The sequence below is a fragment of the Bacillus sp. Y3 genome (assembly GCF_008123875.1).
Lineage (GTDB): Bacteria > Bacillota > Bacilli > Bacillales > Bacillaceae > Bacillus > Bacillus altitudinis.
In genome coordinates this window covers 104,045-116,687 of the sequence record NZ_VSSC01000003.1, presented here as the reverse complement: position 1 = coordinate 116,687, position 12,643 = coordinate 104,045, and the positions used below count along the sequence as shown (strand labels likewise).

The following is a 12,643-nucleotide window of genomic DNA, read 5'->3' as shown; positions in this document are numbered from 1 at the left end:
AGACAGAGCCATTTGTATTTTAACACATTTTAAGCATTTATCATCAGACTACAGTCTATTTTATTCCCACACATATGGTGTTTCTTGATAAACATAGTAATTAAGCCAATTCATAAACAGCAAAGTAGCATGGGCTTTCCAGCGGTTCACTGGAACTAATGTGTCTCCATCTTCTATGAAATAGTGGACGGGTTTTTTGACTGTATCATGTTTCAACAAATCTCTTTCATATTCCTGCTTCAATGTATCTGTATCGTATTCAGGATGTCCAGTTAAAAATACTTGTCTATCATCATCTGAAACAATTAAACAAACACCAGCTTCCTCAGACGTGCTCAATATTTTTAGATTCGGCGTGTTTTTTAATTGTTCTGTATTAATATCTGTATGCCTAGAATGTGGGACATAGTATACTTCATCGAAACCTCTTACTAATCTTTCTTTTTTCTCTTTGACAAGATGCTCAAAAACACCGAATTTTTTCTCTGGAAGCTTGATTTTTTCAATGCCATAATGATGATACAGACCAGCCTGTGCCCCCCAGCATATATGGAGAGTAGACGTCACATTCGTTTTACTCCAGTCCAAAATGTCCTGCAGTTCTTTCCAATAGGAAACTTCATCGAAAGCTAAATGCTCAATTGGTGCACCTGTAATGATCATGCCATCAAATTTTTTATGGCGAATCGAGTCAAAGGTCGTATAAAATTCATCTAGATGCTCTCTCGATGTATTCTTCGGTGTATGTGTACTTGGAATCAAAAATGTAAAATACACTTGCAAAGGAGAATTTCCGAGCATTCTCAACAGCTGCGTTTCAGTTTGTATTTTTTTTGGCATTAAGTTTAAGATCACGATATTCAAAGGACGGATATCTTGTTTGAATGCCCTTGTCTCATCCATGACGAAAATGTTTTCGCTCTCTAGTATTTGTTTTGCCGGCAGATGAACTGGTATGTTAATAGGCAACTCGCCACCCCCTGAACCAAAGCTAATTTCACTTCATTATAGGAACTTTCTGGCGATATTTCAATGTTTCAATTATGTTACAATGAAAAATAGAGCAAAAAAGAAAGCTGTTTCTGTCAAAAAAGGAGGCCATTAATCATGATCACAAAGCATTTATCAGATATTGACATTGCCCAAAAGGCAAAGCTGAGACCGATTCAAGACATCGCAGCAAAATTACAAATACATGACGAAGAATTAGAATGCTATGGTTTCACAAAAGCGAAAATATCTTTGACTATTTTTGACCGTTTAAAGGAACAAAAAGAAGGAAATGTGATTCTTGTGACTTCGATCAACCCAACGCCAGCAGGTGAGGGGAAGTCCACCGTAACAGTTGGCCTAGGTCAAGCCTTCGAGAAAATTGGGAAAAAAGCGATCATTGCCATGCGTGAACCTTCACTAGGTCCCACAATGGGTATTAAAGGCGGTGCGGCTGGCGGCGGATATTCACAGGTGTTGCCTATGGAAGAAATCAATCTTCATTTCACAGGGGATTTTCATGCGATTACATCTGCACATAACGCTTTAGCTGCTTTTATTGATAATCATATCCATCACGGAAATGAGCTTGGGATCGACTCACGCCGAATTGTATGGAAACGAGTGTTAGATTTAAACGACCGTGCTCTAAGACAAGTGGTCGTTGGACTTGGAGGTCAATTAAATGGGTACCCTAGAGAAGATGGGTTTGATATTACGGTTGCATCCGAAATGATGGCCATCCTCTGTTTAGCAGACGACTTAAACGATCTAAAAAAACGTCTTTCTTCTATTGTTGTTGCCTACAATCAAGAAGGTGAACCGGTCACAGTTGGAAATCTAGGGTATGAAGGCGTATTAACCTTGCTATTAAAAGATGCGCTGAAACCAAACCTTGTTCAAACGATTGAAGGAACTCCAGCCCTTGTTCATGGTGGTCCTTTTGCCAATATTGCACATGGATGCAATAGTTTAATTGCCACAAAAATGGCGGCAAAACTAGCAGATTACGTCGTAACAGAAGCGGGATTTGGTGCAGACCTCGGTGCGGAAAAATTTCTTCACATCAAAACAAGAGCCGGTGATTTTAAACCAGGCGCTGTTGTCATTGTAGCAACTGTCAGGGCGCTAAAAATGCATGGCGGAATGCAGAAAACAGAGCTCAAGGAAGCAAATGCACAGGCTGTATTAGAAGGTATACATAATTTAGAGAAGCATATTGAAACAGTGCAAGCCTTCGGTCTACCATACATCGTTGCAGTGAACCGTTTTATTACCGATACAAAAGAAGAAATTCAAGCAATAGAAAACTGGTGCGAAACGAATGGACATCCAGTCAAAGCCGTCAATGTATGGGAAGAAGGAGGAGCTGGCGGCGTAGCACTTGCCGAAGAGCTCACGACACTCATTGAAAAGAATGAAAACAGCTTTTCTTATTTATATGAGGAGCAAGATTCCATTGAAGAAAAGTTGTCAAAAGTCGCCAAAGTGGTTTATGGTGCAGACGGCGTCAACCTTACATCAAAAGCAAGAAAGCAGCTAGCTGCAATTGAGAAAAATGGCTGGGCCCATTTGCCGGTTTGTATGGCAAAAACGCAATATTCACTATCGGATGATCCGGCTTTAATCGGCAGACCAAAAGGCTTCACCGTTACGATTCGAGAGTTAAAAGCATCTGTAGGAGCAGGTTTTATCGTTGCACTAACGGGAAGCATTCTGACCATGCCAGGTCTCCCTAAAAAACCTGCGGCACTTGAGATGGATTTATTAGAAGACGGCAGTGTGACTGGACTCTTTTAGCAGGAAGCATAAAAAGCGATTTTCTAAAAGAAGCATGTTACGATAGGAAAAAGTGAATCCTAGGAGGCTATGAGATGTCAATTTATGATATTCAGGTCAAGACCATTAACGGTCAGGAAAAATCAATGGCAGATTACAAAGGGAAAGTACTGATCATCGTGAACACAGCGAGCAAATGTGGACTGACCCCTCAATTTAAACAATTACAAGAGTTATACGATCAATATCATGAAAAGGGCCTTGAAATTTTAGGATTTCCGTGCAATCAATTCATGAATCAAGAGCCAGAAGGGGAAGAAGCAATTCAAGAATTCTGTTCGTTAAACTATGGTGTGACCTTCCCGATGTTTGCAAAAGTAGATGTCAATGGTGACAATGCGCATCCGCTTTTCAAATACTTAACGAGTCATGCGAAAGGTGTGCTTGGTACAAAAACGGTGAAATGGAATTTTACAAAATTTATCGTTGACCAAAACGGAGAAGTGACTGAACGATTCTCTCCTAAAACACCACCAAAAGAATTAGAAAGCTCCATTATCGCTCTTTTGGAGAAATAAGCATGTATTCGAGTAAGCAGCAAGAACAATTGGAGGCAGCTGCCTCCTTTGTTTCGAAACAGCTAAAGAATGAACCGACTGGACACGATGAAGCTCATATCAATCGTGTTCGCCAGTTTGCCGTCCATATTGCACAACAGGAGGGCGGGTCGCTTTTTGTCATTGAAATGGCAGCGATTGTCCATGATGTCATTGATGACAAGCTGTCTAGTGAATGGAAGCTTTCACCGCATGATCTCAAGCAGCAGCTCCTTTTGTGGGAAGTGGACACGCGAGATATTCGCTATATCATGGATATCATTACAACGATGTCTTTTCGTCACCGGCATATGCAGCATAAGCCAGTGACATTAGAAGGGGCCATTGTTCAAGATGCAGATCGGCTAGATGCGATAGGTGCAACTGGGATTGCAAGGGTGTTTACATATGCCGGTGCAAAAGGGGAGCCTCACTATACAGAGGGTGCTCACCAAGGCACAGTACTTTTGCATATGCAAGAAAAGCTGCTTCAATTAAAAGACTTGATGAACACACGTGCTGGAAAGCAGCTGGCTCATGAGCGGCATGAGTTTATGTGTCTATTTATCAAGACATGGAAAGAAGAATGCGGCCTTACAGATGAGTAGGGTCTTTATGTGTGTAAGGAGGATGTATAGATGAAAATAACTGCCATAGAACCAACGCCAAGCCCGAATACAATGAAAGTCATTTTGACAGAAGCGCTTGCAGGCGGTAAAAGCAATAACTACAAAAAAGATCAAAAAGACGAAGCGCCAGAGATGATCAAGCGCATTTTAACCATTGAAGGTGTAAAAGGTGTTTACCATGTAGCCGATTTCTTAGCGGTTGAGCGTAATGCGAAATTTGATTGGCAAGGTATTTTACAGCAAGTCAGAGAAGCCTTTGGACAAGAAACAGAAGGTCTTCAGGGAGAATCGCAGTCAGGTGATGACACATTTGGAGAAGTCAAAGTGCATGTTCAAATGTTTAATGGGATTCCGATGCAGGTCAAGCTGACAGACGGTGAAAGAGAAGAACGATTTGGAATGCCTGAACGTTTCCAGGCAGCGATTTTAAAGCTAAGAAGCAGTTCAGATAATGTTGTATTTGAACGTGTGTGGAAAGAACATGGCGTACGTTTTGGAGAATTTGCTGATATCGGTCAAGAAGTCACAGAAGAGCTGCAAGCTGCATATGACGACGAGCGTTTATCCCGTTTAACAGAGGCAGTGAAGGAAGGTCAAGAGGCTGTAGATAAACAAGTGAACCGAAAAGCATATGATGTGACAGAAGAGATGCTGCTCGATGAAGATTGGAAGAAACGTTTTGCTCATTTAGAGCAAATGCAGCCTGAGAAAAAAGATATACCTGTTTTAATGAAAGCGATGGAGGATCCAAAAACATCAATTCGCAGACAAGCTGTTGTGAATGCTGGCATGATTGAAGATCCAGACATTTTGCCTATTTTGTATAAAGGGCTTGAAGATAAAACAGTGACAGTTAGAAGAACTGCTGGAGATTGTATTTCAGATCTTGGTGATCCTAGTGCGATTGAAGCGATGATTCAAGCCTTAAAGGACCCAAGTAAGCTTGTCCGCTGGCGTGCGGCCATGTTCCTTTATGAAGAAGGTGACGAAACAGCACTAGAAGCTTTAAAAGAAGCGGAGCAGGACCCTGAATTTGAAGTCAGTCTTCAAGTGAAAATGGCCATCGAACGAATTGAGCACGGAGAAGAAGCAAAAGGCTCTGTGTGGAAGCAAATGACAGAAAGTAGAAAAAATGCATCAGAATCATAAGAAAGACAAGCAGGCTGCCAATAAAAGGCAGCTTGTTTTCTGAAAATGGCTTTTTTATTGGCAGAAAAATTTTTTTAGAAAAATTATTTTGAATATTGTTGAAATATGAGAAAAAACTCTATATAGTAGTACCAATATAGAATATTGGAGGTCAGATTTTATGACACAATCCTTGCTGAGCACTTGCTTCAGCAGAGAAATCAGTCACTATCTATTATAGGTGGCTAAATAAACAGAAAATTTGTAAAATAAAATCAACTCAAAATCATACAGTCAACAAGACTAGTAGTATAGGAGGCTTTTTAAACAGATGGCAGAACTTCGCAGTAATATGATTAAACAAGGAATTGACAGAGCACCTCACCGAAGCTTACTAAGAGCAGCTGGGGTAAAAGATGAGGATTTTGGCAAGCCGTTTATTGCCGTATGTAATTCCTATATTGATATTGTCCCAGGGCATGTCCATCTTCAGGAATTCGGAAAAATTGTGAAAGAAGCCATTCGTGAAGCTGGCGGTGTTCCATTTGAATTCAATACAATTGGGGTAGATGATGGTATTGCGATGGGGCATATTGGGATGAGATATTCATTGCCAAGCCGTGAAATCATTGCTGATTCAGTAGAGACCGTGGTGTCTGCACACTGGTTTGATGGCATGGTTTGTATTCCTAACTGTGATAAAATCACGCCAGGTATGATGATGGCTGCCATGCGTGTGAATATCCCAACTGTATTTGTCAGTGGTGGACCGATGGAAGCTGGTAGAACAAGTGATGGCAGAAAAATTTCTCTTTCTTCTGTCTTTGAAGGCGTAGGCGCATACCAATCAGGGAAAATTAATGAAGAGGAGTTAAACGAATTAGAGCAATTTGGCTGTCCAACATGCGGATCTTGCTCTGGTATGTTTACAGCAAACTCAATGAACTGTTTAGCAGAGGCGCTAGGGATTGCTCTTCCTGGAAATGGAACCATTCTGGCGACTTCACCAGAACGAAGAGAATTTGCGAAGAAGTCAGCAAAACAATTGATGGAGCTAATCAAAAAAGACATTAAACCACGTGATATTGTCACGGAAAAAGCGATCGATAACGCATTTGCTTTAGATATGGCACTTGGTGGTTCAACCAATACAGTTCTTCATACATTGGCGATTGCAAACGAAGCAGGCGTTGAATATTCACTTGAGCGTATCAATGAAGTCGCAGAACGTGTGCCGCATTTATCGAAACTTGCTCCAGCTTCAGATGTATATATTGAAGATTTACATGAAGCTGGCGGAGTGACTGCTGCACTAAATGAATTGTCCAAAAAAGAGGGGGCTCTTCATTTAGATACCATGACCGTCACAGCGAAAACGTTAGGCGAGAACATTGCAGGTCATGAGGTAAAAGATTATAACGTCATTTATCCAATTGACAAGCCATTTACTGAAAAGGGCGGCTTAGCCGTTTTATTTGGAAACCTTGCGCCAGATGGAGCGATCATTAAAACAGGCGGTGTACAAGACGGCATCACACGTCATGAAGGACCTGCGATCGTATTTGAATCCCAAGAGGAAGCACTTGAAGGAATCATTAATCGAAAAGTAGAAGCAGGACATGTTGTCATTATTCGTTATGAAGGACCTAAAGGCGGTCCAGGTATGCCTGAAATGCTTGCACCAACTTCACAAATTGTTGGAATGGGACTCGGTCCAAAGGTTGCTTTAATTACAGACGGACGATTCTCCGGTGCTTCTCGTGGATTGTCTATTGGACACGTCTCTCCAGAGGCAGCAGAAGGCGGCCCGCTTGCCTTTGTTGAAAATGGTGATCATGTCGTTGTTGATATCGAAAAACGCATTTTAAGCGTAGATGTCCCGGAAGAAGAATGGGAAAAAAGAAAAGCAAACTGGAAAGGCTTTGAGCCAAAAGTAAAAACAGGTTACCTTGCCAGATACTCAAAACTTGTGACATCAGCCAATACAGGCGGAATCATGAAAATTTAATGTGAAATTGATCATTTGAAAATTGGCTCTCTCTATAGTATCCTTTATTCACAACATAAGGATTATAGAGGGGGCTTTTTTATGTCAATGGCATATGAAGAATATATGCGTCAGCTCGTCGTACCAATGCGCCAAGAACTAACAAGTGCAGGGTTTCAAGAGTTGACGACTGAAGAAGAAGTAGAAAAAACGATGCAGGAAGCAGAAGGAACAACATTTGTTGTCGTCAATTCCGTATGCGGATGTGCTGCTGGTTTAGCACGCCCTGCTGCTACTCAAGCTGTCATGAAAGCAGAAAAAGCACCAGATCGAATGGTGACGGTTTTTGCTGGTCAGGACCGGGAAGCAACGGCTAAAATGAGAGAATACTTCACAGGTGAGGAGCCATCTTCTCCATCTATGGCACTTTTAAAAGGAAATGAACTCGTTCACTTTATCCCGCGTGACGAAATTGAAGGTCATGAAATGGAAGATATTATGAAGAACGTCTTATCTGCATTTGAAAAACATTGCTAATACAAATGTTGAAATGTCCTGTGATCCATCAGGGCATTTTTTCTTGATTATGATGGAGGAACGTCATGCTCATTACAACAAGCTTTAGAGCAAATGAACAAACAATTGAAACGGCAAAGGCCCTCGCAAAGGACTTGCATGGTGAGTATATCGAGCGGCGCAAACAATCTGTCAAACAGCTTGCGATCAAGCGGGGGGATGTACTGGTTGTTGGGAAAGAACGATTTGAATGGTATCAGTCAAATGGTGAAAAGTTCTTTTTCCATCCAAGCTCAGCGATGTTTAGGGTGAAGCGGGTTCTGCGAGGGGAAAAAGATCCATTAATAGAAGCAGCACAATTAAAGCCGGGCGATTCCTTTTTAGATTGTACGCTTGGCTTAGGATCTGATGCGATTACCGCAAGCTGCGCTACAGGAGCCAATGGAAAAGTGACCGGTATTGAAAAAAATCCGGTGACGGCATTGCTTGTTCGAGAAGGACTCAGCACATGGGAAACGGGTGTGAGAGAGGCAGACGAAGCGATGAAACGGATATCTGTTATCAGCGGGGATAGTATTGAGCAGTTAAAGAAGCTCCCTGATCGATCCTATGATATCGTCTATTTTGACCCAATGTTCGAAGAAACCATACAAGAGTCTGCTAGTATGATGCCGCTTCGTCATGCAGCTGAGCATCATTTTAACCATGAAACCGCTGTGAAAGAAGCAATGAGAGTGGCTAGAAAAAGAGTGGTTTTAAAAGATCATTGGAAAAGCACACGATTTACCACTGATTCCTATCAATTTCAGGTGATGAAACGCAAAACCGCCCAATTCCATTACGGATATATCTCAATAGAAGAAGACAAATCAACAAAACTTTAATCACTCTTAACAATTAAAAAAGCCCTACTTCAGGGCTTTTAATCGGTGATCTCCATATAGACAAAATAAAATAACGTCAGCAAGGAAGCTGTGATGAAAAACCCTTCAAGCATATCCATTCCTCCCAAATTTTAGTCGTCATTACTGTCATTGTAAACGTTTTATCATGAAAAAGAAAGTCTCAACTCAATGACCAAATTGAATGACTGAAAATTCATTATATGCTAGAATAGCAGTATGATAACTTATGGAAGGAATTAGATATCATGAAAATGTGGATGAGAAAAACGCTTGTTGCACTCTTTACGATTGCGACTTTTGGTTTAATCTCTCCTCCATCGGCTTTGATGACAGACAAGCCATCTGAACTTTCTTCATCTGATAAAGCACCTTATACAGCAGTTTATGATACATCAGATGATACGCGCAGCTGGGAATTATCGCAAGAAGACAACAAAGAGCGGGTAGACCCCTTTGAGCAATATAAGCAAGAGGTTCTATCAAGTGCAGAAAACCAATCCTTTCTCAAATTTGGTCGTAAAATCACACCTGTCATTGAGGACGAGTATAGAGAAGAGATTCAACCAAAAATTGAACAAGTGTTAACCGACTATTTAACAAATTTCAAAGATGACGAAAAATTTCAAGATGTTGTTTTAACTGATCAGCCTTCAAGCGGAAATGGGGAAAAAATCTTCCACATTTATAATAGAAAGACTGGAGAAGATTTGCTTCGTTTTCATGTCAGGAGAGATCAGCCGCCTCATAGCGGATATTGGTTTAACTTTCACTACCATACAGCAGAAGATGGATTCCAGACGCATCATGAACTCGGTAATATTTACTGGGATAAAAACACCCCGCCGAGCTGGATGAGCCACTAGAAGGAGATGTCATGCCAATTGAAAAAGTATACAATGAACGAAATGGTTCGCATTACAAAACAGATGTTAAACGAGCGTGGAGTGAAAATAGAAGATATTGCACACATTGTGCTGAAACTCCAAGAGAAATACAACCCAAATCTTCCACTTAGTGTCTGCATTGAAAATGTTGAAAAAGTGCTGAATAAAAGGGAAATTGTCCACGCAGTTTTGACAGGACTTGCGCTTGATCAGCTGGCAGAAAAAAAGCTTTTGCCAGAACCTTTGCAGCATTTAGTTGAAACAGATGAACCGCTATATGGAATTGATGAGATTATTCCGCTTTCCATTGTCAATGTATATGGATCAATCGGTTTGACCAACTTCGGTTATCTAGACAAAGAAAAATTTGGTATTATTAAAGAATTAGATGAAGGTCGTCCTGGTGAAGTACACACCTTCCTTGATGACCTTGTCGCTGCGCTTGCCGCCGCCGCCGCAAGTCGCATAGCTCACTCTCACCAAGATATTAAGGACGAAGAGCAGGATCGAGTGAATCAAGCATAAAAAAGAAAAACATGTCTGCTCATCTTGCAGACATGTTTTTTTGGTTTCAACAAAAGCAGAAATAAGGTAAACTACAACAAGAACATAAATAAAGGATGAAAAAAATGAAACAATACAAAGAGTTATGCCGTCATGTATTACAGCACGGGGATGAAAAAGGTGACAGAACAGGAACAGGCACTATCAGCACGTTCGGTTACCAAATGAGATTTGATTTACAGGAAGGGTTTCCTCTATTAACAACAAAGAAATTACACCTGAAATCAATCATTCATGAGTTACTGTGGTTTTTAAAAGGTGATACAAATGTCAAATATCTTCAAGAAAATGGTGTCCGTATTTGGAATGAATGGGCAGATGAAAATGGAGAGCTAGGGCGTGTGTATGGTGCGCAGTGGAGATCATGGGCGAGTGGAGACGGAGAGACAGTAGATCAGATCAGCAAGCTGATCCATGATATTGAGAATCATCCTAATTCGAGAAGATTGATTGTCAGTGCGTGGAATCCAGGAGAAATTGATCAGATGGCGCTGCCTCCTTGTCATTGCTTGTTTCAATTTTATGTATCAAACGGTAAATTATCGTGCCAGCTCTATCAACGTTCGGCAGATATCTTTTTAGGTGTGCCTTTTAATATTGCTTCGTATGCACTTCTAACGATGATGATTGCCAAAGTGACAAACCTTGAGCCAGGAGAGTTTATTCATACGCTAGGAGATGCTCATATTTATCAAAATCATCTTCCGCAGGTCAAAATGCAGTTAGAGCGTGAGGAGCGCACACTTCCGCAGCTTCGCATCACTAGAGATGTCAAAAGTATTTTTGATTTTACGTTTGATGATTTTGTGCTTGAGAACTATGATCCACATCCGCATATTAAAGGAGAAGTCAGTGTATGATTTCCATGATAGTGGCGACAGGAAAAGACAGAGTCATTGGCAAAGATAATCAAATGCCTTGGCATTTACCCGCTGATTTAGCGTATTTTAAAAAAGTCACAAGTGGCCATACCATTGTCATGGGCAGAAAAACGTTTGAATCAATTGGACGAGCACTGCCTAACCGCCGGAATATCGTGTTGACCACAAGTTCTTCTTTTCAAGCTGAAGGATGCGAGGTAGTCCATTCAATCGATGATATTTTAACCATTGCGAAGACCGAGGAAGAATTATTGATCATTGGCGGGTCTAAGCTGTATGAGGAAATGATGCCATACGCAGATCGTCTATATATCACGCACATTCATCATTCATTTGAAGGCGACCGTTTCTTCCCTTATTACGATGAAGATCATTGGACGGTTGTATCACGTGAAAAAGGCCATCGTGACGAAAAGAACCCCTACAATTATGAATTTGTCGTCTATGACAGAAAAGAAGGATAAGTGAGTAGGAGGAGTACGGTTGTTTCGTTATTGGTTTTTAACGATTTATGTTGTTGTATCCTTTTTTAAAAGTATAAGGCATTTGTATGATCATGAATTAACGGATCCACGCATTTCCTATACGAAACGAATGCATCTCATCCATGAGCATGCAAAAAGGTTTGCCAGAGGGTGTATTGATCAATCAGGATCGGTCATGACCATTCATCAGCAAAAAAAGCTGCCAGATGGCCCTGTTATTTATGTCACAGAAGCACATCATCCAGTGACGACGACATTGCTGATTGGTCACTTAGAGAAGCCATTTGCTTTTATGGCAAAACCGCATCTGTTTCGCTATCCCATCTTAAAACAATGGTTGAAGAAGATGGCGGTGATCAAGCAGAATCAATCTGATGAGGCGTTATTAGAAGAAGCAAGAGAAAGAGTTCTATCTGGCCAGAGTCTGTTGCTTTCTGAACAGTATCGTGTCATGGCAGAAACGCTTGCTGAAGAATGTAACTGCTCACTTGTTCCGGTTGAAACAAGCGGCACAGACCGTCTTTTAACAGGGAAGATCGTCAAAAGACTTCGTCCAGTTAATGTCGATATCCATATAAAAGCACCGGTCAAGATGAGTGATTACGCACAAAAGCGCGCATAGCAAAAACCAGCATCCGAATGTGGATGCTGGTTTTTTGATCATGCTGGGATGTTGACGCAATAAAATAGAATGCAGAAGAACATGGATGCACTTCCACCGAGAACAAAGCTGTGCCAAATCGCATGATGATAGGGAATTTTCCGCCAAATATAAAAGATCGTTCCGACTGAATACAAAATACCGCCTAATAGTAAGAGGCTGAATCCAGCTCCTGTTAATTGAATGTACAGAGGTTTAATTGCGATGATAATCATCCAGCCCATTAATAAATAAACAAGGGTGGATACAATGATAAACCGTTTGACGAAAAAGATCTTAAAGACGATACCGCCTGCAGCGAGCGCCCATACGATTGCAAGAAGAGTATAGCCAAGTGCGCCTTTTAATGGGCCAAGCAAAAATGGCGTATATGTACCAGCAATCAATACATAAATCGCAGAGTGGTCAAGGATTTCAAATACATCTTTTGTTTTTTTGTGCCGAATGCTATGAAGCAAAGTAGAGCTTAAATAAAGCAGCAGCATCGACGCGCCAAATATCGAGAAGCTAATAATGTCAGTGACAGTGCCGTATTGAACAGCGAATAAAACGAGAAAAACAATGGCGGGAATGGATAAAATGACGCCAATGCCATGTGTAATCGCGTTGGCAATTTCTTCTTTTACAGTAAACAATGG

The 12,643-nt window shown here is 41.0% G+C and carries 14 protein-coding genes; 12 read left to right on the top strand and 2 right to left on the bottom strand.

Annotated features, from left to right (window positions below):
- Window positions 1-60 precede the first annotated feature (60 nt).
- On the bottom strand, window positions 61-969 hold the full coding sequence (gene metA / locus FXF70_RS05500; protein WP_148779964.1) for a homoserine O-acetyltransferase MetA: 909 nt from the start codon (window positions 967-969) through the stop codon (window positions 61-63).
- A 138-nt stretch (window positions 970-1,107) separates the two neighbouring features.
- On the opposite strand from metA, the gene FXF70_RS05495 reads away from it, so the two are divergent.
- The 12 genes from FXF70_RS05495 (at window position 1,108) to FXF70_RS05440 (ending at window position 11,966) form a co-directional block, all read left to right on the top strand.
- A complete protein-coding gene (locus FXF70_RS05495) occupies window positions 1,108-2,790 on the top strand; it encodes a formate--tetrahydrofolate ligase (protein ID WP_148779963.1) in 1,683 nt (560 codons plus the stop codon).
- A 74-nt stretch (window positions 2,791-2,864) separates the two neighbouring features.
- Window positions 2,865-3,347, top strand: a complete 483-nt coding sequence (locus tag FXF70_RS05490; protein WP_007500827.1) for a glutathione peroxidase — start codon at window positions 2,865-2,867, stop codon at window positions 3,345-3,347.
- A gap of 2 nt (window positions 3,348-3,349) precedes the next feature.
- A complete protein-coding gene (locus tag FXF70_RS05485; RefSeq protein ID WP_148779962.1) occupies window positions 3,350-3,973 on the top strand; it encodes an HD domain-containing protein in 624 nt (207 codons plus the stop codon).
- Between the two features lie 30 nt (window positions 3,974-4,003).
- The gene (locus FXF70_RS05480; protein ID WP_148779961.1) at window positions 4,004-5,143 is read left to right on the top strand and encodes a conserved virulence factor C family protein; all 1,140 of its coding nucleotides are present in this window, start codon (window positions 4,004-4,006) and stop codon (window positions 5,141-5,143) included.
- A 310-nt stretch (window positions 5,144-5,453) separates the two neighbouring features.
- Window positions 5,454-7,130, top strand: coding sequence for a dihydroxy-acid dehydratase (gene ilvD, locus FXF70_RS05475; protein WP_007500822.1), 1,677 nt, complete (start codon window positions 5,454-5,456; stop codon window positions 7,128-7,130).
- An 81-nt stretch (window positions 7,131-7,211) separates the two neighbouring features.
- Entirely contained in the window at window positions 7,212-7,646 is a 435-nt protein-coding gene (locus FXF70_RS05470; RefSeq protein ID WP_008346384.1) for a BrxA/BrxB family bacilliredoxin, read from the top strand.
- 65 nt (window positions 7,647-7,711) lie between these two features.
- Window positions 7,712-8,509 (top strand): class I SAM-dependent methyltransferase, encoded by a 798-nt coding sequence (locus tag FXF70_RS05465; protein WP_148779960.1) that lies wholly within the window; start codon window positions 7,712-7,714, stop codon window positions 8,507-8,509.
- Window positions 8,510-8,775: 266 nt separating this feature from the next.
- The gene (locus FXF70_RS05460; protein WP_017367469.1) at window positions 8,776-9,393 is read left to right on the top strand and encodes a YpjP family protein; all 618 of its coding nucleotides are present in this window, start codon (window positions 8,776-8,778) and stop codon (window positions 9,391-9,393) included.
- 18 nt (window positions 9,394-9,411) lie between these two features.
- Window positions 9,412-9,939: a phosphatidylglycerophosphatase A family protein gene (locus FXF70_RS05455; protein WP_148779959.1), complete on the top strand. Its 528-nt coding sequence runs from the start codon at window positions 9,412-9,414 to the stop codon at window positions 9,937-9,939.
- A 104-nt stretch (window positions 9,940-10,043) separates the two neighbouring features.
- On the top strand, window positions 10,044-10,838 hold the full coding sequence (locus FXF70_RS05450; RefSeq protein WP_017367468.1) for a thymidylate synthase: 795 nt from the start codon (window positions 10,044-10,046) through the stop codon (window positions 10,836-10,838).
- On the top strand, window positions 10,835-11,323 hold the full coding sequence (gene folA / locus FXF70_RS05445) for a type 3 dihydrofolate reductase (RefSeq protein ID WP_017359700.1): 489 nt from the start codon (window positions 10,835-10,837) through the stop codon (window positions 11,321-11,323). The genes FXF70_RS05450 and folA overlap by 4 nt, the downstream gene beginning before the upstream one ends.
- Before the next feature lie 19 nt (window positions 11,324-11,342).
- Window positions 11,343-11,966, top strand: coding sequence for a lysophospholipid acyltransferase family protein (locus tag FXF70_RS05440; protein ID WP_035703293.1), 624 nt, complete (start codon window positions 11,343-11,345; stop codon window positions 11,964-11,966).
- 38 nt (window positions 11,967-12,004) lie between these two features.
- Here FXF70_RS05440 and trhA read toward each other — a convergent pair whose 3' ends face one another.
- A complete protein-coding gene (gene trhA, locus FXF70_RS05435) occupies window positions 12,005-12,640 on the bottom strand; it encodes a PAQR family membrane homeostasis protein TrhA (RefSeq protein WP_008346394.1) in 636 nt (211 codons plus the stop codon).
- Between the last annotated feature and the right edge of the window lie 3 nt (window positions 12,641-12,643).